This window comes from Novosphingobium sp. (assembly GCF_036803765.1).
Taxonomy (GTDB): Bacteria; Pseudomonadota; Alphaproteobacteria; order Sphingomonadales; family Sphingomonadaceae; genus Novosphingobium.
In genome coordinates this window covers 99,507-120,246 of sequence record NZ_DAIRTS010000006.1, presented here as the reverse complement: position 1 = coordinate 120,246, position 20,740 = coordinate 99,507, and the positions used below count along the sequence as shown (strand labels likewise).

General features: G+C 66.2%; 15 protein-coding genes. 8 read left to right on the top strand and 7 right to left on the bottom strand.

Annotated elements, in window-relative coordinates:
* Positions 1-14: 14 nt before the first annotated feature.
* Entirely contained in the window at positions 15-1,541 is a 1,527-nt protein-coding gene (gene pgi, locus V7Q48_RS05815) for a glucose-6-phosphate isomerase (RefSeq protein WP_333836834.1), read from the bottom strand.
* A gap of 171 nt (positions 1,542-1,712) precedes the next feature.
* Between pgi and lepB the strand changes: the two genes are divergently transcribed.
* The 4 genes from lepB (at position 1,713) to V7Q48_RS05795 (ending at position 5,988) form a co-directional block, all read left to right on the top strand.
* Positions 1,713-2,582, top strand: coding sequence for a signal peptidase I (gene lepB, locus V7Q48_RS05810; RefSeq protein WP_333836833.1), 870 nt, complete (start codon positions 1,713-1,715; stop codon positions 2,580-2,582).
* On the top strand, positions 2,555-3,256 hold the full coding sequence (gene rnc / locus V7Q48_RS05805) for a ribonuclease III (protein ID WP_333836912.1): 702 nt from the start codon (positions 2,555-2,557) through the stop codon (positions 3,254-3,256). The genes lepB and rnc overlap by 28 nt, the downstream gene beginning before the upstream one ends.
* Before the next feature lie 96 nt (positions 3,257-3,352).
* Positions 3,353-4,318, top strand: coding sequence for a GTPase Era (gene era, locus V7Q48_RS05800; RefSeq protein ID WP_333836832.1), 966 nt, complete (start codon positions 3,353-3,355; stop codon positions 4,316-4,318).
* Between the two features lie 56 nt (positions 4,319-4,374).
* Entirely contained in the window at positions 4,375-5,988 is a 1,614-nt protein-coding gene (locus V7Q48_RS05795; protein ID WP_333836830.1) for a hypothetical protein, read from the top strand.
* Between the two features lie 36 nt (positions 5,989-6,024).
* Here the strand turns inward: V7Q48_RS05795 and topA are convergent, their stop codons facing one another.
* The 3 genes from topA to plsY form a co-directional block, all read right to left on the bottom strand.
* Positions 6,025-8,670: a type I DNA topoisomerase gene (topA, locus tag V7Q48_RS05790; protein WP_333836829.1), complete on the bottom strand. Its 2,646-nt coding sequence runs from the start codon at positions 8,668-8,670 to the stop codon at positions 6,025-6,027.
* 100 nt (positions 8,671-8,770) lie between these two features.
* Positions 8,771-9,925 (bottom strand): DNA-processing protein DprA, encoded by a 1,155-nt coding sequence (gene dprA / locus V7Q48_RS05785; protein ID WP_333836828.1) that lies wholly within the window; start codon positions 9,923-9,925, stop codon positions 8,771-8,773.
* Positions 9,925-10,512 (bottom strand): glycerol-3-phosphate 1-O-acyltransferase PlsY, encoded by a 588-nt coding sequence (gene plsY, locus V7Q48_RS05780; protein ID WP_442947097.1) that lies wholly within the window; start codon positions 10,510-10,512, stop codon positions 9,925-9,927. Before plsY ends, dprA begins: the two co-directional genes overlap by 1 nt.
* Positions 10,513-10,636: 124 nt before the next feature.
* Here plsY and murI point away from each other — a divergent pair, with 124 nt between their 5' ends.
* The 4 genes from murI (at position 10,637) to V7Q48_RS05760 (ending at position 16,351) form a co-directional block, all read left to right on the top strand.
* Positions 10,637-11,458 carry a glutamate racemase gene (gene murI, locus V7Q48_RS05775; protein ID WP_333836827.1) on the top strand — a complete coding sequence of 274 codons (822 nt, stop codon included), beginning with the start codon at positions 10,637-10,639 and terminating at the stop codon, positions 11,456-11,458.
* 268 nt (positions 11,459-11,726) lie between these two features.
* The gene (gene hemA / locus V7Q48_RS05770) at positions 11,727-12,953 is read left to right on the top strand and encodes a 5-aminolevulinate synthase (protein WP_333836826.1); all 1,227 of its coding nucleotides are present in this window, start codon (positions 11,727-11,729) and stop codon (positions 12,951-12,953) included.
* A 20-nt stretch (positions 12,954-12,973) separates the two neighbouring features.
* A complete protein-coding gene (locus tag V7Q48_RS05765; RefSeq protein WP_333836825.1) occupies positions 12,974-13,189 on the top strand; it encodes a hypothetical protein in 216 nt (71 codons plus the stop codon).
* Between the two features lie 165 nt (positions 13,190-13,354).
* Positions 13,355-16,351 (top strand): TonB-dependent receptor domain-containing protein, encoded by a 2,997-nt coding sequence (locus tag V7Q48_RS05760; RefSeq protein ID WP_333836824.1) that lies wholly within the window; start codon positions 13,355-13,357, stop codon positions 16,349-16,351.
* A 369-nt stretch (positions 16,352-16,720) separates the two neighbouring features.
* On the opposite strand, the gene V7Q48_RS05755 is transcribed toward V7Q48_RS05760, so the two are convergent.
* The 3 genes from V7Q48_RS05755 to V7Q48_RS05745 all read right to left on the bottom strand — a co-directional run bounded on the left by V7Q48_RS05755 (position 16,721) and on the right by V7Q48_RS05745 (position 20,681).
* The gene (locus V7Q48_RS05755; RefSeq protein WP_333836823.1) at positions 16,721-17,920 is read right to left on the bottom strand and encodes a type III PLP-dependent enzyme; all 1,200 of its coding nucleotides are present in this window, start codon (positions 17,918-17,920) and stop codon (positions 16,721-16,723) included.
* Positions 17,921-18,136: 216 nt separating this feature from the next.
* Entirely contained in the window at positions 18,137-19,333 is a 1,197-nt protein-coding gene (locus V7Q48_RS05750) for a carboxynorspermidine decarboxylase (RefSeq protein ID WP_333836822.1), read from the bottom strand.
* A gap of 142 nt (positions 19,334-19,475) precedes the next feature.
* Complete coding sequence (locus V7Q48_RS05745; RefSeq protein ID WP_333836821.1) at positions 19,476-20,681, bottom strand: saccharopine dehydrogenase family protein; 1,206 nt, start codon at positions 20,679-20,681, stop codon at positions 19,476-19,478.
* Between the last annotated feature and the right edge of the window lie 59 nt (positions 20,682-20,740).

Sequence of the window (20,740 nt, the reverse complement as noted above, 5' to 3'; positions counted from 1 at the left end):
CGATCACCTTTGCGTCAATTTACGCCGATGCCCGCCTCGGCAAGCAGCGCCTCGGTGCTGGGATCGAAGCCTTCGCCGCCGCCTGCGTCGATCTTCTTGGCAATCGCCTTGCCGAGCTCGACGCCGAACTGGTCGAACGGATTGATCCCCAGCAGCATGGCCGAGACGAACACGCGATGCTCGTGGAACGCGATCAGCGCGCCGAGCGTCGCGGCGTTCAACTCGTCGCACAGGATCGTCGCCGAGGGGCGATTGCCCGGATAAGCGCGCGCGCCATCGTCGCTCGCCTGGCCGGCCATAAGCGCCGCGCCCTGGGCAAAGCAGTTCGACAGCAGGATCTTGTGATGGACCGGGTCGAGATCATGCCCCGGCACCTTGACCGCCAGGAAATCGACCGGGATCAGGTGGGTGCCCTGGTGCAGCAGCTGGAACACCGCGTGCTGCGCATCGGTGCCCACCCCGCCCCAGGTTACCGGCGCGCTCGGCCGGTCGAGCGGCGTGCCGTCGGCGCGAACGCGCTTGCCGTTCGATTCCATCTCGAGCTGCTGGAGGTAGTCGGGCAGCAGCGCGAGGCGCTCGTCATAGGCAAAGACCGCGCGCGTCTGGCATCCCATGGCCTGGGTATAGAGCAGGTCCGCGAAGGCCGCGCGAACCACGACATTGTCCGCCAGTGCGGTGTCGCGGAAATGCAGGTCGATCGCCTTGGCGCCATCGAGGAACTGCTGAAATGCCTCGGTGCCGAGCGCCAGCGCGACGGGGAAACCGATCGACGACCACAGTGAATAGCGTCCGCCCACGGTTTCGGAGAACGGCAGGATGCGGGTTTCGTCGACGCCCCATTCCACCGCCTTGTCGGGCGCGGCCGTCAGCGCGATGACGCGGCCATAGGGATCGGCGACTCCGCCCTCGCGCAGCCAGTCGAGCGCGGAATGGGCATTGGTCATCGTCTCGGTGGTGGTGAACGTCTTGGACGCAACGGCTATCAGCGTGGTCGCCGGATCGCACTGCTGCATCGCCGCCTCGAGCGCGCAGCCGTCGATGTTCGACACGACGTGGACCGCAACCTTGGCGCCCTCGCGCGCGAGGGCATCGATCGCCAGCGCCGGACCGAGCGCGGAACCGCCGATGCCGATATGGATCAGGCTGCGCACGTCGCCCAACACGCCCTCGTGGATCGCCTCGACCAGCAGGTTCATGCGCGCATGCAGCGCTTCGGCTTCCTCGACGCTCGCCTCGGAGCCGACGCCGCGCTGTGCGGTATGCTCGGCCGCGCGGTCCTCGGTGTTGTTGATGCGCGCGCCGTCGAACAGCGCCTCGCGCTTGCCGGTGAAATCGGTGGCGTCGGCCAGCTGCGCCAGGATCGCCGTGATCGGTGCAGACAGGTGCGTCTTCGACCAGTCGAAGCGAATCGGACCACCCGGCAAATCGAGGGTCGTGGCATAGGCATCGAGCCGCGCGGTGTCTGCGAAGAGCGCCGCGAGCGTGGGCTTTTCCGCGGCTTCGAGCGCTTGCCACAGCGCGCCCTGGTCGTGTTCTGCCATTGTGATCCTCGTCCTTTCGCAGTTGCGGTGCCGCCCCTCATGCCCGGTCGGATGCGTTCTTCCAAGCGCGCGCGTGATCCGACGAACGGGTGGTGCAAACGTATTAGCCGGGGACTATGACGGCTCTATTCCTTCTTGACGGATGCACCAGCGCTTCACATGACCCAGCCGATGAACGATACGCCAGATACCGCCCCGCCGGCGGCCGATACCGCGGTGCCCGGAACCGGTGCGGCCGCAGCGCCCCCGCCGGCCAAGAAGCCGCGCAAGGAGGACAGTTTCCCCGTCTTCCTGGTGAAGCTGGTGCTGATCGTCGCGATCTTCCGCAGCTTCTTCTTCTCGCCGTTCAACATTCCGTCGGAATCGATGCTGCCGCGGCTCGAAAACGGGGATTACCTGCTCGCCGCCAAGTGGCCCTACGGCTTCTCGAAATATTCGCTGCCGTTCAGCCTGCCCTTGCTGCCCAAGCGCATCTTCGCCGGCCAGCCCAATCGCGGCGACGTGGTGATCTTCAAGGCCCCGCCGGGCAACGATGTCGATTACATCAAGCGCGTGATCGGCGTACCGGGCGATACCGTGCAGATGATCGGCGGCGTGCTGCACCTTAATGGCAAGGTCGTGCCCAAGCAGAAGATCGCCGACTTCGTCATCAAGGTTTCGGACAACACGCAGTGCATCTCGCCCGAGTTCTCGGCGACCGAGGCGGACGGCACGCAGACCTGCCACTATCCGCAATTCCAGGAAACGCTGCCGGGCGGCAAGACCTACAACGTGCTCGACCTCGGCTACCGTCCGCAGGACGACACGCCGCCGGTCGTGGTGCCCGAGGGCAAGCTGTTCCTGATGGGCGACAACCGCGACAACTCGATGGATAGCCGCTTCCCCGCGATCGAAGGCGGCGGCATCGGCCTGGTGCCGCAGGACAACCTCGTCGGCCGCGCCACGATCGTGATGTGGTCGACCGACGGATCGGCCAACTGGCTGCTGCCCTGGACCTGGTTCACGGCACTCCGCTGGCAGCGCATCGGGGGCATGTTCTGAGCACGCACCTGACGCCCGAGACCGCTGCCTTCCTGACCGAGCTGACCGGGGGCGAGCCCCGCACCCCGGCGCTCTGGCACGAAGCCCTGACTCACGGCTCGCTTGGCGAGGCGCGCGACTACCAGCGCCTCGAGTTCCTCGGCGATCGCGTGCTCGGCCTCGCCGTGGCCGAGTGGCTGCACGAGACCAGCGACGCGGCCGAGGGCAAGCTGTCGCAGCGCCTCAACGCGCTGGTCAGCCGCGAGACCTGCGCCGATGTCGCGCGGGCGCTTGGCGTTCCGGCGCATATCCGCCTCGGCAAGCAAGCACGCGACGATGGCGGCGCCGACAGCGACAACATCCTTGGCGATGTGATGGAGGCGCTGATCGGCGCCCTGTTCATTGAACGCGGATTCGCCATCGCGCGCGATTTCGTGCGCCGGGCGTGGGACAAGCCGATGCGCACCGGCGCCGGTCAGCGCAAGCATCCCAAGGCCGCGCTGCAGGAATGGGCCGCGGGCAACCGCCGCAAGCCGCCGGTCTATACCCTGGTCAGCCGCCATGGCCCGGATCATTCCTCGATCTTCACCGTCAGCGTTTCGGTCCATGGCGTCGGCGAGACGCAAGCGCGCGGCCAGAGCAAGCAGGAAGCCGAGACCGCTGCGGCACGGGAATTCATCCGCCAGTTTGCCTGACCCACGCGGTCCGCACCACACCAGCCATCCTTCGCCCGTACAATTCTTCCCGCGCCCCGGCTTGCCGAAGGGTGCCGACAGGTTCATCCTCATCCCATGACTGACACGCCTAATATCCCCAGCGATACCCCGATTGCCGCCCCCACCCCGCAGCAAGTCACCTCGCAGCCCGGCACCACTTGCGGCCTCGTTGCGGTGATCGGCGCCCCCAATGCGGGCAAGTCCACGCTGGTAAACGCCCTCGTCGGCCAGAAGGTCGCGATCGTCTCGGCCAAGGCGCAGACCACGCGCGCCCGCCTCATGGGCATCGCGCTCGAGGGGCAGGCCCAGATCATCCTGGCCGATACGCCCGGCCTGTTCGAGCCGCGCCGCCGCCTCGACCGCGCCATGGTCAACGCCGCCTGGGAAGGCGCGCAGGAGGCGGACGCGATCCTGCTGGTCGTCGATGCGCGCAAGAAGAACCGCGACTATCTCGAGCCGATCCTCGCCTCGCTGGCGCAGCGGCCCGAGCGCAAGATTCTCGTGCTCAACAAGGTCGATGCCACGCCCAAGGAGCCGCTTCTCGTCGCAGCCGAGGCGCTCAGCGGCGAAGGCGCCTTCGACGAGGTGTTCTTCATCTCCGCCCTGACCGGCGACGGCGTGGCTGAACTCAAGACCCGCCTCGCCGCGCTCATGCCCGAGAGCCCGTGGCACTATCCCGAGGATCAGGTCTCCGACGCGTCGGAGCGCCTGCTGGCGGCCGAGATCACGCGCGAGCAGATCTATCGCCAGTTGCACGACGAGTTGCCCTACGACAGCGTCGTGCGTCCCGAGAGCTACCAGCACCGCCGGGACGGCTCGATCGAGATCCACCAGCAGATCGTCATCGCCCGCGACAGCCAGCGCGGGATCGTGCTCGGCAAGGGCGGCGCCAAGCTCAAGGCGATCGGCGAGGCCTCGCGCAAGGAGCTGGCAAATCTGCTCGGCGCGAAGGTTCATCTCTTCCTCCACGTTAAGGTCGAAGAGAACTGGGCCGAAAGCCGCGAAATCTACGAGGAAATCGGCCTCGAATGGATCAAATAGCGGGGACGTGCGTCTAAGCGGCGTATTGTTCCGATGGAGCGCCGCCGGCGGACTAGATGACGGTATCCAACATTAGTAGCCGCACACGCCTCTCCATCGCCCGCTGGTTCGGTGCCGCCGCCATCCAGGCGGGCGGAGACGTTGCGCTCCACGGCCCGTTCCGGCCGGTCGCGACGGCGACACCGCGGCCCGCGCTGCTCGACCTTCCGGAATTGCGCAGTTTCGGGCTTTTTCTGCTCATTACCCTCGCGATGCGCGCGCCGTGGCTGGGCGATCCGCTGTTTCATACCGACGAGCAGTTCTATCTGCTCGTCGGCGATCGCATGTGGCACGGAGCCTTGCCCTATGTGGACATCTGGGACCGCAAGCCGATCGGCCTGTTCCTGATCTACGGCCTGGCGCGGGCCTTCCCCGGCGACGGCGTGCTGGCCTACCAGATGATGGCGATCGCCGCGGTCGCTGCCACGGCGACGACGATCACCCGCATCGCCGGGCGCACCGCCGGCCCCACCGGCGCGCGTCTCGCGGGTTTTGCCTATGTGCTGTACCTGCCCGTATTCAATTGCGGGATGGGTCAGGCGCCGGTGTTCTTCAACCTGCCGATGATCCTGGCAGCCGAGCAGGCGCTGCTGGCCGTTACCGAAGCGGGCAGCCAGACGGTGCGCGATCCCTCGATCGCCCTGCTGCGCCGCGGCTTCTTCGCGATGATCCTTGCCGGCCTCGCCATTCAGATCAAGACGAGCGTGGTGGTCGAAGGCATCGGCTTCGGGATGCTGTTGCTGTGGTCGGGATGGCGCCTCGGCTGGTCGCCGCGCCAGCTCGCAGGCATCGGCGCGGCATGGGCCGCTACGGCACTTCTGCCAATGGCCCTAGCGCTGGCGGTCTACGCTGCGCTCGGCGCGAGCGATGCGTTCATCGCCGCCAACTTCCTGTCGATCTTCGGACGAAGCCAGGACTTGGGCGAAGGTCTGCTGCGGCTGGCCAAGGTGATGGCAGCGCTGATCCCGTTCTACATCGCCCTTTGGCGGGGTCGGCGCGTGCTCCCGGCGCCTGTCGGTGCGGCCCGGCTCGTACATCAGGCGTCGACTGTCTGGCTGGTCTTTGCCGTCGTCGGCCTGCTGCTGCCCGGCAGCTGGTACGATCACTATGCCGCCCCGATGCTGATGCCGCTGGCAATTCTTGCCGCGCCCGCGCTCGACGGGCTGCGCCAGGGATGCCGCATCGCGCGGGCGCTGCTGCTGATCGTCGGCACCGCTGCCAGCCTTGGCGCTACGGCCGCGCAGGCCCGCAAGTTCGGCGACAGCGAGGATCTCGCCCGCGCAACCGCGGCCATCGCCCCCGTGATCGGCCCGGGGCACTGTCTGTTCGTTTATGAGGGCGACAGCGCGCTCTATCGCAGCACCGGCTCCTGCCTGCCGACGCGGTTCGCGTTCCCCGCGCATCTGTCGACGCGGTTCGAGGATCACGCGCTGGGGACTGACAGCGTCGGCGAGGTTCGGCGTATCATGGACAACGCACCCGGCGCCGTGGTCATCGACGCCTCGGGCGATCCCTATGCCCCCAATCTGCGCACCCGCGCGGTCGTCGAAGCCGCGCTGGCGTCGGGCTATCGCCGCATCATGCCGCTGACAATGGGGACCCGCCGCTACGACCTCTACGCCCGGCGTTGAGCGGGCCGGCGCATCGGCGCCAGCCCGCCCATTCGCTTATTCTGCCGCAGCCTTCTTGGCGGGCGCCTTCTTCGCCGGTGCTTTCTTGGCCGCAGCCTTGGGCGCCGCCGCCTTTTTGGCCGCGGGCTTCTTGGCAGGCTCGGCGTCGCCGGCAGCGGCCTTCTTGGCCGGTGCCTTTTTCGCCGCAGCCTTCTTGGCCGGAGCCTTCTTCTTGCCCTTGGCCGGCCCCTTGGCGGCGCGCTCGTCGATCAGGACGATGGCTTCCTCGGCGGTCAGGGTCTCGGGCTGCTTGTCCCGCGGCAGCGTGGCGTTGGTCGTGCCATCCGTGACGTAGGGACCGTACCGCCCCGACATCAGCTTGATCTCGCCGCCACTGGTCGGATGCGCGCCGAACGTCTTGAGCGGCTCGGCCGCCGTGCGCGCACCGCGCCCACCGCCGCTCGCCGCCTCGGCCAGCTTGACAACCGCGGCGTTCATGCCGGTCTCGAACACTTCGGCCGTCGCCTTGAGCCGCGCATACTTACCGTCGTGCGCCAGATAAGGGCCGTAGCGGCCGATCGAGGCGGTGATCGGTTTGCCGCTTTCAGGGTGGATGCCAACCTCACGCGGGAGATTGAGCAGCTTCAGCGCCCATTCGAGGTCGAGTTCGGGAATGTCCTTGGGGATCGAGGCGCGCTTTGCTTCCTTGCCCTCGCCCAGCTGGATGTAGGGCCCGAACCGGCCTGAGCGGCGGGTGACTTCCAGCCCCGTCTCCGGGTCCTTGCCCATCGGCGCGTCGTCGCCTTCCGTGCCATCGGCGCCGCCCGGCTGCGCGAACTTGCGCGTGAACTTGCACTCGGGATAGTTCGAGCAGGCGATGAAGGCGCCATACTTGCCGCCCCGCAGTGCAAGCCGCCCTTCGCCGCACTTGGGGCACTCGCGCGGGTCGTGCCCGTCGGCGCGCGGCGGGAACAGATAGTCGCCAAGGAACACGTCGAGCTCGGCCGTGACCTCGCTCGGCTTCTTCTCCATGACCTCGTCGGACTTGGGTTTGAAGTCGCGCCAGAACGCGGCGAGCACCTGCTTCCACGCCGCGCGTCCACCCGAGACGTCGTCGAGTTCGTCCTCCATCCCGGCGGTGAACTCGTAGGCCACATAGCGGTCGAAGAACCGCTCGAGGAACGCGGTCAGCATCCGCCCCGACTCTTCGGCAAAGAACCGGTTCTTTTCAGTGCGGACGTAATTGCGGTCCTTCAAAACCTGCAGCGTCGCGGCATACGTCGAGGGTCGACCGATGCCCAGCTCCTCGAGCCGCTTGACCAGGCTCGCTTCGGAATAGCGCGGCGGCGGCTGCGTGAAGTGCTGCGTTGCATCGACGCCGTGCTTCGTGGGGCAGTCGCCCTTGTTCAGCATCGGCAGCAGGTTGCTGTCGTCGTCGTCTCCGTCCGCCTTCTGGTCGCGCCCTTCCTCGTAGACCGCAAGGAAGCCCGGGAACTTGACGACCTGGCCGGTGGCGCGCAGCTCGTGCTGGCCGGTGCCTTCGCGGAAGGTGACAGTGGTGCGCTCGATCGCGGCCGAGGCCATCTGGCTCGCCAGCGCGCGCTTCCAGATCAGGCTGTAGAGCCGCGCCTCGTCGCCGCTGCCGTGGTGATCGCGGGTGAAGTCGGTCGGGCGGATCGCCTCGTGCGCTTCCTGCGCGTTTTTCGCCTTGGTCTCGTAGATGCGCGGCTTTTCGGGCAGATAGTGACCGTTATAGCGATCCGAGATCGCGCGGCGCGCCGCGTCGATGGCGCTCGGGTCCATCTGCACGCCATCGGTACGCATGTAGGTGATCGCGCCCGCTTCGTAGAGCGTCTGCGCCACGCGCATCGTGTGGCTGGCGGAGAAGCCCAGCTTGCGGGCGGCTTCCTGCTGCAGCGTCGAGGTGGTGAACGGCGGCGAGGGATTGCGCCGCGTCGGACGCACATCGACGTCCTCGACGCGGAAGGTCGCGGCCTCGACCACGCCCTTGGCGCGCACCGCCACGCCTTCCTCGCCCAGCGACAGCCGGTCGAGCTTCTGCCCGTCGAACTTGACGAGGCGCGCCACGAACGGCGTGCCGTCGTGCTCCATGCGTGCGGCGACGGACCAGTATTCCTGCGCCTTGAACGTCTCGATCTCGCGCTCGCGCTCGACGATGAGGCGCAACGCCACTGACTGCACGCGTCCGGCCGACTTGGCGCCCGGCAGCTTGCGCCACAGCACAGGCGAAAGCGTGAAGCCGAACAGATAATCCAGTGCGCGACGCGCGAGGTACGCGTCGATCAGATCCTGGTCCAGCTCGCGCGGCGCCTTCATCGCCGAGGTCACCGCCTGCTTGGTAATGGCGTTGAACGTGACGCGCGAGACATCCTTGGGCAGCGCGCGGCGTTTGGCCAGCAACTCGCGCACGTGCCAGGAAATGGCCTCGCCCTCGCGATCAGGGTCGGTCGCGAGGATCAGGCCATCAGCTTCCTTGGCAGCGTCCGTGATCGCCTTCACGCGCGACTGCTTGTCGCCGTAAAGCTCCCAGTCCATTGCGAAGTCCTCGTCCGGGCGGACCGAGCCGTCCTTCACCGGCAGGTCGCGGACGTGGCCATAGGAGGCGAGAACCTTGAAGCCGGGGCCCAGGTACTTTTCGATGGTCTTGGCCTTGGCCGGGGATTCTACGATGACAAGCTGCATGGCGGCGGTCGATATGTCCTTGCGCGTATACGTGCGTACGAGGGTGGCGGCGGTTTGCCCGGCCCGTCAAGGCCTGCGCTGCAAATTGACCACCGGCCTTTCAGGCGAGTGACACCCGCCCGCCGGCGTGGCGGACCAGCCGGCCGGCCAGTTCCAGCTCGATCAGCGCCAGTTGCACCGCGCCGGCCGGTGCTTGCGACAGGCGGACGAGTTCGTCCACCGCCACCGGTGCCGTGCCCAGCAGGCCCGCGACATCCGCGGGTTCATGGGCGTCGCGGCCGGCCGGCACCTCGGGCACGGCGGGTTCGTGAAAGACCGAACGCGGTTGCCCGCTATAGCTTTCGAGCAGTTCGATGACGTCCTGCGGGCTCTGCACCAGGATCGCGCCGTCGCGGATCAGCTGGTTGCAACCGTGGCTGCGCGAATCGAGCGGCGATCCGGGGATCGCCATGATCTCGCGCCCACACTCGCCGGCAATGCGCGCAGTGATCAGGGAGCCCGACCGCGGCGCGGCCTCAACCACCACGGTGCCCGCACAAAGCCCGGCGATGATGCGGTTGCGCCGGGGAAAGTGGCGCGCCTGCGGCTCGGTGCCGGGTGGCATCTCGGCCAGGAGCAGCCCTTCGGCCGCGACCTGGTTCTGCAAGTCGGCATTTTCGGGCGGGTAGCAGACGTCGATACCGCCGGCGATCACCCCGATCGTGCCCCCGCCCCGCCCGGTCCCGCGCGAAGTTGCCGTGCCGCCGACCAGCGCGCCGCGATGAACCGCCGCGTCGACAACGCGCGCCAGGCCCGAGACAACTGCATAGCCCGCCTCGGCCAAGGCCGCGGCAAACTCGCGCGCAAGCCGCATCGCCGCGGCCGAGGCATTGCGCGCCCCCACCAGCGCGACGGCCGGTCTTTCCATCAACGTGGCATCACCGCGCATGGTCAGGATGGGCGGCGGCGCATCGGTTTGCGCGAGCAATCGCGAATAGGTTGGTGAATCATGAAAGAGATAGCGCGCGCCTGCCGCCCGGACGGCGGCTGCCTCGGCGGCGATACGCGCCGGGTCGGTCGGCCGGTAGGGCGCCCCGCCCCGCGCGGCCAGACCCGGCAGCGCCTCGATCGCCTCCCCGGCCGAGCCAAAGCGGCGGAGCAACTGGTAATAGGACACTGGCCCTACATTGGGCGAACGCAGCAGCCGCAGCCGCGCGAGCGCTTCCTCGTTGGGCAGCGCAGGGACCGGAGCCGGGGCGGGCGCCGGGTCAGCCATCAGCCCTTGCTGCCGATACGCGGCTCGGTCCCGGCCAGCAGCCGCGCGATGTTGGCGCGATGCAGCACGACCACCAGCGCCGCGATGATCGCCAGCACCAGCGCATAGTCCGCCCGTCCGATCACCAGGGCCGCAATCGGCGCGGAGATGGCGGCAGTCATCCCGCCGACCGAGGAGATGCGCACCGTCGCCAGTAGGCCCAGCCACACCAGCGCATAGACCAGCCCGATCGGCCAGGCGAGGCCGAGTGCGACGCCCATCGTGGTGGCCACGCCCTTGCCGCCACGGAAGCGCAGCCACACCGGAAAGCAATGGCCCACCACCGCGGCGAGCGCCACCAGCGCTTCCGAACCGGGCAGAAAGGCGCGCGCCAGCCAGACGGCCGCAGCCCCCTTGAGCAGATCGAGCAGGAGGGTGGCCGCTGCCAGGCCCTTTCGGCCGGTGCGCAGCACGTTGGTCGCGCCGATGTTGCCCGACCCTATCGCGCGCAGGTCTCCGGCGCCGGTCACGCGGGTCAGCAACAGCCCGAACGGGATCGAACCCAGCAGGTAGGCGGCCGCGATCGCGAGCAGCAGGGTGGGCGTCAGGGCGGGCAGGATCGAGGCGGTTTGGGTCACGCGCCCGCTCTTAGCCGGGGCGATCCGGCAGCGGCAAGCCGCACCGCGCCTCGCCCCCTCCCTTTTTGCCGCCACTCTCGATAGAAGCCGGGTGATGACCGATCCCGTGCAAGCCGAATCCATTCCGCCCTCCGCGCCGCTCCTCCTGTTCGACTCCGGCGTCGGCGGCCTCTCGGTGCTGGCGCGGGTGCGCGCGGCGCTCCCGCAAGCGCCGGTCATCTACGTCGCGGACAACGCCGGCCTGCCCTATGGCACCAAGACCGAGGCGCAGATCGCCGCGCGCGTTTCCGGACTGCTCGGCCGCCTCACCGAACGGCTGCACCCCCGCCTCGTGTGCATCGCCTGCAACACCGCCTCGACGATCGCGCTCGCTTCAGTGCGCGAAGTCCTGGAGGTGCCGATCGTCGGCACGGTGCCGGCGATCAAGCCTGCCGCCGCAATGACGCGCAGCGGAGTGATCGGGCTGCTCGGTACCGAGGCGACGATCCGCCAAGGCTATGTCGACCGGCTGGAAGCGGAATTCGCCCGCGGCAAGACGCTGCTGCGCCATGGCGCGCCGGAACTCGTGGCAGCCGCCGAAGCACGGCTGCGTGGCGAGCGTGTCGATCCGGCCGTGTTCGCCCGGGCCACCGATGCCCTGCGTCGCCAGCCCGGCGGCGAGGCGATCGACACCGTGGTCCTCGCCTGCACGCATTTTCCGTTGATCGAAGCCGAGCTTGCCGCCGCCTTCGGCCCTGGTGTCGCCTTCATCGACGGGTCGGAGGGGATCGCCCGCCGCATCGCGCACCTCACGCAAGGGCAAGCCTTTGCCCGGATCCATGCCGACACCGCGCTGTTTACCCGGCTCGACGACACGATTGCCCCTCTGGGACCGATACTTATGTCGTATGGACTGGACGAGGCAGGTGGTGTCTGAAGGCACGTGCATTCGACGCGATCACTCAAACCGTAAAAGTCACTTGGCAATGGTTTGGGCGCGGGAGTAGAGGTACGCCGTCCGCCGGCCGATCCTTGGGAGAGGGGACGTCGACAGGCGGGATAAAGATTTGCGGTTCTGCCGATGTCCTCGTTCAGCGATGCGTCGGGATTGTTGCGATAGAACAAAGACGCGCAGGTCCGGGGATGCTTCAGGGTGAAGCGGATCGGGCCCAGCCGGTCAGCTGCGTTATGAAGGAGCGGCAGCAGTGAACTACGACCAGATTTTTGATGCTGCCATCGATCGTCTGCATTCCGAAGGTCGCTACCGCGTTTTCATCGACATCCTGCGCAACAAGGGCGCCTACCCCAACGCGCGCTGCTTTGCCGGCCACAATGGCCCCAAGCCGATCACTGTATGGTGCTCGAACGACTACCTTGCGATGGGCCAGCACCCCAAGGTCATCGGCGCCATGGAAGAGGCGCTGCACGACGTCGGCGCAGGCTCGGGCGGCACGCGCAACATCGGCGGCAACACGCATTACCACGTCGACCTCGAACGCGAGCTGGCCGACCTCCACGGCAAGGACGGCGCGCTGCTGTTCACCTCGGGCTATGTCTCGAACGACGCCACGCTGTCGACGCTGGCCAAGGTGCTGCCGGGCTGCGTGATCTTCTCCGACCAGCTCAACCACGCCAGCATGATCGCTGGCATCCAGAATTCGGGTGCCGAGAAGCGCATCTTCCGCCACAACGACCTCGAGCATCTCGAGGAGCTGCTGGCCGCGACCGACCCTGCCCTGCCCAAGCTGATCGCTTTCGAGAGCGTCTACTCGATGGACGGCGACGTCGCCCCGATCCACGCGATCTGCGACCTGGCGGACAAGTACAACGCGCTGACCTACATCGACGAGGTCCACGCGGTGGGCATGTACGGCCCGCGCGGCGGCGGCATTACCGACCGAGACGAGGCCGCGCATCGCATCGACATCATCGAGGGCACGCTGGGCAAGGCATTCGGCGTCATGGGTGGCTATATCGCCGCCGACAACCGGATCATCGACGTGATCCGCTCCTATGCGCCGGGCTTCATCTTCACGACCTCGCTGTCGCCCGTGCTGGTGGCAGGCGTCCTGGCCTCGGTGCGGCACCTCAAGGCCTCGAGCGTCGAGCGCGAGGCCCAGCAGGCTGCCGCTGCAACGCTCAAGCAACTGTTCCGCGAGGCCGGCCTGCCGGTCATGGACAGCACCACGCACATCGTGCCGCTGATGGTCGGCGATCCGGTGCGCGCCAAGAAGGTGTCGGACATCCTGCTGGCCGAATACGGCGTCTACGTGCAACCGATCAATTTTCCGACCGTGCCGCGCGGTACCGAACGCCTGCGCTTTACCCCGGGGCCGTCGCATACAGAGGCGATGATGGTCGACCTTACCCGCGCGCTCGTCGAAATCTGGGAGCGCCTGGAACTCGAGACGGTGCAACGCCAGGCCGCCTGATCATACATTCACCGACAACCGTGATCGCCGCCCTGTCCGGGCGGCGATTTGCGTTTGGCCATCCGACTCAACACTGTCGCGCAGATGCCGTGCAGGGCCGGTCGACGCGCAATTTACCCCTTCGTCGCATTTCCGAATATGACCGGAACAGAGTGAAAATTCGTGCGTTGCAGCGCAAAGGCGATGCCAGTTCAAAAATTGCGACATCAAAAATGGTGTACGCGGCATTCATGTAACCTTCATGCAACATGCGTCGCAAACCTTTGGGAAACGCCGTTCATTTTGGTTGCAAATCGGAACGGGCTGGGCACACCCGGTACCACTTGCAACAAAATGGGGGCTTCATGGCCAACTTCTCCCTTTCGCGCCGTCGTTTGAACGCGCTTGCAGCATCGGCTTCGATGCTCGCGCCGCTCATGTTCGCGACTGCTGCCCACGCCCAGGACGCGGCTCCCGCGCCCGCACCCCAGGCCGAACAGCCGGCCGCTGAATCCGGTACGCCGGAAATCCTCGTCACCGGTTCGCGCATCACCAAGGCGCCGATCACCGACCAGCCGGTGGCCACGCTGAACAGCGAACTGCTCGAGCAGCGCGGCTTTACCAACCTTGGCCAGGCGCTGCTGCAGCTGCCGGGCTTCGGCGTGCCGGGCAACAGCGTCGCCGGCTCGCAGGGCAGCTTCGGCGCCGGCCAGACCTTCGCCAACCTCTACAACCTCGGCTCGCAGCGCACGCTGACGCTCGTCAACGGCATGCGCTTCATCAGCCCGGCCACGTCGTCGATCTTCGGCGCGGTTGCCGGCAGCCCGGTCGACCTCGGCCAGATCGCGCCGAGCCTCGTCGACCGCGTCGAAGTCGTGTCGGTCGGCGGTGCGCCGATCTATGGCTCGGACGCGATCGCCGGTACCGTCAACGTCATCCTGAAGAAGAATTATCAGGGCGTCGAACTCAACGGTTCGTCGGGCATCTCGCAGCACGGTGACGGCCAGGACTACAACTTCTCGGCGCTGGCCGGATACAACTTCAACGAAGGCCGCGGCAACATCACCGCGAACTTCTTCTACGACAACCAGACCGGCATCGCCGGCTACCAGCGCCCGACGACCTACGGCGGCTCGCGCTCGTTCTTCGGTACGTCGCGCCGCGGCTCGCCCTACTCGTTCGCGCTTTATGGCGGCGGCCAGCGCTACAACGTGTTCACTAACACCGGCATGCCGATGGCGTTCGACTCCTACCCGATCATCGGCGGGCAGGCATACGACGGCATCACCAATGCCGCCGGCCAGGCGCTGTTCTTCAACCGCACCGGCCAGCTCGTGCCGTTCCAGAACGGCCAGCTCACCGGCAGCTCGATCTACCAGGCGGGTGGCGACGGTTTCGCCATTGCCGACTACAGCAACTTCCTCGTCTCTTCGGAACGCTACCAGGGCACGATCCTGACGCACTACGACTTCAGCGACAGCATCCGCTTCAACGGCGAAGTCTGGTTCAGCCGCAACTATGCGACCAACACCTCCGACCAGCCGTTCTACAACTACGCGGGCTTCGGTGATGCGGGTGACCCCAACGGCAACCTCGTGTTCAGCACGGCCAACCCGTTCCTGAGCAATGCCGACCGCGCGACGATCATCAGCAATTTGACCGCCGTCGGCGCCGATCCCTCGACGTTCTACCTCTCGCGCGCCAACACCGACCTCGCCAGCGGCTCATTCCGCACCAGCACCGACCTGCTGCGCTTCGTCGGTGGCCTGACCGGCGACATCCAGGCCGGCGAACGCAAGTTCACCTGGGAAGTCAACGGCACCTACGGCCGCACGATTTCGCGCACGACCGAGCGCCAGATCGTCACGCAGAACTTCTTCAATGCGCTCAATGCCGTGCGTGACGGCAGTGGCAACATCGTCTGCGCCCCGGGCTACACCAACTCGGCGTTCCAGACGTTCAGCAGCACCTGTGCGCCGCTGAACGTGTTCGGTACCGGTCGCGCCAGCAAGGCGGCAACCGACTACATCACCGGTCTTGCGACCACGCGCCAGCTGAACAAGCAGTTCGACATCATCGCCGATATCAAGGGCGATCTGGTGCGCATGCCGGGCGGTTTCGCCAAGTTCGTGCTGGGTTACGAACACCGCTACGAGAGCGCCAACTTCGATCCGGGCGCGTTCTATCGTGGCCAGGACAACGGTGACGGCACGTTCTCGCAGTACGGCAACTCGATTCCGATCACGCCGGTCGTGGGTAGCTACTACACCAACGAAGGCTTTGCCGAGCTCGACATTCCCGTCGTCGGCCCCGACAACAACGTGCCCGCGATCTATCGCCTCGATGTCAACGGCGCCGCGCGCTACGTGAAGAACAGCAACACCAGCAAGGGGTTCTGGACCTACACCGGTGGCGCAACCTACGCGCCGGTTCAGGCGCTGACCTTCCGGGGCAACTACACCCGCTCGTTCCGTTCGCCCGCGATCGCCGAGCTCTATGCCCCGATCGGTTCGATCTTCGACACCGGCGACGATCCGTGCGACGCCCGCTACATCGGCCAGGGCCCCAACCCTGCCCGCCGTGCGGCCAATTGCGCAGCGGCAGGCGTTCCCGCCAACTTCACCTCGAACGTGGCCGACGCCACCGTTCAGGGCACGTCGGGCGGCAACCCCAACCTGCAGAACGAAGTGGCCAACAGCTGGACTGTCGGCGGCGTGTTCCAGCCCAACTTCATCCCGGGCCTCACGATCACATCCGACTACGTCAACATCAAGATCAAGAACGAGATCGCGACGCTCAGCCTGACCGACCTGATGAACGCGTGCTATGACGCGGTCAATCCGGGCGCCAGCGGCTATTGCGGCACCTTCACGCGCGGCCCCGATAGCCAGGTTACCGGCTTCGCCGAAGGCAACTACAACATCGGCCAGGAAACCTTCCGCGCCATCCAGACCTCGGCCAAGTACAACCTGCCGCTCGAGCGCCTCGGCATGAGCTCGACCGCCGGCGTGCTGCAGCTGGACGTCAATTACCTGCACACCTTCCGCCACTACTACCAGATCGGCATGGGCGACCTGACCAAGACGGCCGGTGGCGTGGGCGAGCCGACCGACAACTTCACCGCCACGGCCAACTACCAGCGCAAGGGCTTCGGCTGGATGTGGCAGGCCATGTATTATGGTCCGTCGCGCGTGTCGGTGAACTCGGCCGATACCGTCTACCAGTACCCGAAGGTCAACGCGTTCGTTCAGTTCAACACCTCGTTGAACTTCGACGTCACGCCGCGCTTCAACTTCCGCTTCATCGTCAACAACGTGTTCAACCGCGGGGCGCCGTTCCCGTACTCGCTGAGCGCGAACCGTTACTACGATGCCATCATGGGCCGCTACTTCCGCGTCTCGGCCGGCGTGAAGTTCTGATCCGACGATCGGGCCGCTTGTCCAAAGCAGCGGCCCGACGCGGACCAACCAATCATGACGAAGAGCCCCGCCGGACCACCGGCGGGGTTTTTCATGCGCCACGCATGCGTGTGGATAGACCGCCGCCACAGCGACGATAGCGAAATCCGCCCGTCACCCCGGCCGGATGCGCTTCAAATCATGCTGTGAGCTGAGCCTGACGAGTGCCGGGGTAACGAACAGCAGGCGACCGACAAAAGAAAAGCCCCACCGGCAACCGGCGGGGCTTTTCCTCGCGACCCGATCGGCTCGGGATTTATGCGATCATATCGATTGCCGGATGACCCAAGAATGAACCGGCAGGTACGTGCCCTGCCGGTTCTTATAGGATTAGCGCAGCGACACCACGTTGTCACCGACGCGCAGCGTACGGCGCGAGCCGTTGTACTGGCTGGCCATCGGTTCGTCGGCCACAGTGAAGACCTCCACCGCCTCGAAGCCGTTGAACGCGGTCTTCATCGCCGCGCCATAGGCGCCGAGCATGCCGATCTCGATGTAGTCGCCGGCGCGGACGTCGGCGGGCAGGGGGAACGGACCGGCCATGTAGTCCATGTCGTCGCAGGTCGGGCCGTAGAAGCTGAAGTCCACTGGCTCGCCCGCGCTGTCGTTGTCACCGTCGCGCAGCAGGCGGACGGGGAAACGCCAACCGACGTGTGCAGCGTCGAACAGCGCGCCATAGGCGCCATCGTTAATGAACAGCTCGTTCTCGCGGCGCTTTTCGACACGCACGATGATCGAGTTGTACTCGGCGCACAGCGCACGGCCCGGCTCGCACCACAGTTCGGCCGAATAGGACACCGGCAGCGATTCGTAGGTGCGGTCGATCAGCGCGAAGTAGTCTTCGAGCGGCGGCGGCTCCATGCCGGGATAGACCGAGGGGAAGCCACCACCGACATCGATGATGTCGACCGTGACCGCCGCGTCGACGATCGCCGCTCGGGCCTTTTCCAGCGCGAGCACATAGGCATGCGGGCTCATCGCCTGGCTGCCGACGTGGAAGCACACACCGAGGCTGTCGGCGAGCTGGCGGGTCTGCTGGAGCAGCTCGCGCGCATCGACGAGGTCGCAGCCGAACTTGGCGGCGAGGCTCAGCTCCGAATGCTCCGACGAGACCCGCAGCCGCACGCAGAGCGTGAGGTCGGTCGCGCCATCGGTCGCTTCACGGATCTTCTCCAGCTCGTCGAGCGAGTCGAGGCTGAAGGTCCGCACGCCATGGACGTGGTACGCCTCGGCGATGGCGCGGGGCGCCTTCACCGGGTGCATGAAGCACAGCGTCGCGTCGGGCAGCGTCGCGCGCACGAGCTTCACCTCGGTGATCGAGGCGACGTCGTAATGCGTGATGCCCGAGTCCCAGAGGACGCGGAGGAGGTCAGGAGAAGGGTTCGCTTTGACAGCATAGAGCGACTTGCCCGGAAACTTCTCTACAAAGAAGCGGGCTGCGCGCGCGGCTGCATGCGGGCGGTTGATAATAGCGGGTTGGTCAGGCGCGGTGGCGCGAACTACAGCCCGTGCATCAGGATGAATGTGCAACTCAAGGGACCCCCAAACGGAACGTGGAACGAAAGCTGCCTTGCGGTTTGGAAGTCCCCATGGGGCAGCGAGGAAGCGCTAAATACGGCGGGGGGGGCGAAGTTCAAGTGAAAAAATCACCCCTTCACAAAACTGTCACACAGTCGACTTCGATCCGGCGCGCGCGCGCCACGGGCAGGCGCCGCCGGATTCGAAGTTTTCCTTTTAAATCAATAGTCAGCTCAGGCGGTCGCGAAAATCTTCGTAGGAAAATTTCCGCACGCGATCGAGCGCGTCTGTGGCACTGTCCCAAAGCCATATCGACGGCAGCGGGACGCCGTTGAAGGTGGTCGTCTTGACCATCGAATAATGCGCCTGGTCGAGGAACGCGAAGCGGGCGCCTGGCTCGGCCGGAATCGGCAGGCGATAGTCGCCGATGACGTCGCCAGCGAGGCACGAGGGACCGCCGAGGCGCACCGGTGCGTCGCCCTCACCACCCTCGTACTCGTCGAGCGGCTTCTCGCCGAGCATGGCGGGCCGATAGGGCGCCTCGATCACGTCGGGCATGTGGCAGGTTGCCGAAATGTCCGTCACGGCGATGTCGAGGCCATTCCAGTGCCGGTCGAGCACGGTGCCGACGAGGATGCCCGCGTCCAGGGCTACCGCCTCACCGGGTTCCAGATACAGCTCGCACCCGGTTTCGCCCTTCACCGCCTGCAGGAAGGCGACGAGGTCGTCGCGCTGGTAATCGGCGCGCGTGACATGGTGCCCGCCACCGAAGTTCAGCCACTTGAGCTGGCCGAACCAGGGCGCGATGCGCGGCTTGAGCGCAGCCCAGGTGCGCGCAAGCGGCTCGAAGTCCTGCTCGCACAAGGTATGGAAGTGCAGGCCCGACACGCCTTCCAGATGCTCGGGCTGCAACTGGTCGACCGGGAAGCCAAGCCGCGAGTGCGGGGCGCACGGGTCGTAGCGCGGCACCTCGCCCTCGGCGTGCAGCGGATTGATGCGCAGGCCGACGTCGAAGACGAGGCCCGCGGCGCGCGCGGCATCGAGCTGCGGCTTGAAGCGGGCGATCTGATAGGGCGAGTTGAAGATCACGTGGTCCGAGATCGCGAGGATCTCGGGCAGGTCCTCCGCCTTGTAGGCGGCGCAATAGGTCGCGATCTCGCCTTGGTAGTGTTCCTGCGCCAGCTTCGCTTCCCACAGGCCCGAGGTGCATACCCCATCGAGGTATTCGCCGACCACCGGCGCCACCTGCCACATCGAGAACGCCTTGAGCGCGGCCAGGACCTTGAGCCCCGCCCGATCGCGAATGTCGGCGAGCGTCGCGAGATTGCGGCGCAGCGCCTGCACGTCGACGACGAACGACGGGCTGTCGACGCGCGACAGGTCGAAGTGGGCGAAAGCGCCCGGATCACCGGCTCTGGTTTCCATGGGGATGGGCCTTTCGTAACTATGTTGCGTCAGGCTTCCACCACCCCCAACCCCCTCCTCTGAAGAGGCGGGGGCGTCTCATCTCCCCCTCTCCTTAGAGGAGGGGGTCGGGGGGTGGTGGAAGCCTGGAACCGTAAAAACGTCAGAACTGCAGCGGACCTGCCAGTTCCTTCACCTGCCAGGGCAGGCCGTGCTGGTTGAGCATGTCCATGAAGGGATCGGGATCGAGCTGCTCGATGTTGAACACGCCCTCGCCCTGCCACAGGCCCTTCACCATCAGCGCCGCGCCGATCGTGGCCGGGACGCCGGTGGTGTAGCTGATCGCCTGGTTGCCGGTCTCGGCGAAGGCATCCTCGTGGTCGCAGATGTTGTAGATGTAGAACGTCTTCTCGACGCCATCCTTGGTGCCGGTGGCGATGTCGCCGATGTTGGTCTTGCCCTTGGTCGTGGCGCCGAGCGAGGCGGGTTCGGGCAGGACGGCCTTGAGGAACTGCAGCGGAATGATTTCCTTGCCCTCGTAGACCACCGGGTCGATCCGGGTCATGCCGACGTTCTGCAGCACGGTGAGGTGCGTGATATAGGCATCGCCGAAGGTCATCCAGAAGCGGATGCGCTCGATCTCGGGCAGGTGCGTCTTCAGGCTTTCGATTTCCTCATGGTACATGAGGTACATGTTCTTGGGGCCGACGGCCTCGAAATCGAACTGCTGGCGGATGGTCAGCGCCGGGGTTTCGACCCACTCGCCGTTCAGCCAGTGACGCGCCGGGGCGGTCACTTCGCGGATGTTGATTTCGGGATTGAAGTTGGTGGCAAAGGCCTGCCCGTGATCGCCGCCGTTGCAGTCGAGGATGTCGAGCGTCTTGATCGTGTCGAGCTTGTGCTTCTTGAGCCAGGTCGCGAAGACCGAGGTCACGCCCGGGTCGAAGCCCGAGCCGAGCACGGCCATCAGGCCCTTTTCCTTGAAGCGGTCCTGATAGGCCCACTGCCACTTATACTCGAACTTCGCTTCCTCGCGCGGTTCGTAGTTGGCGGTGTCCATGTAGTTGACGCCGGCCGCGAGGCAGGCATCCATGATCGTCAGATCCTGGTACGGCAGCGCCAGGTTGACGACCAGCACCGGCTTGACCTCGTTGATCAGCGCCGTGGTCGCGGCGACGTCATCGGCATCGATCTGGTAGGTGGCGACATCGACGCCGGTGCGTTCCTTCACCGAGGCGGCGATCGCGTCGCACTTGCTCTTGGTACGGCTGGCGAGGGCAATGCCGGTGAAGATATCGGCATTCATCGCCATCTTGTGGACGGCGACCGAGCCGACACCGCCGGCACCGATGACAAGAACCTGAGCCATGGACACTCCATAAATCTGGGAAAAACAGGGGACACGCGGGCCCATCCGCGAAGGATGGC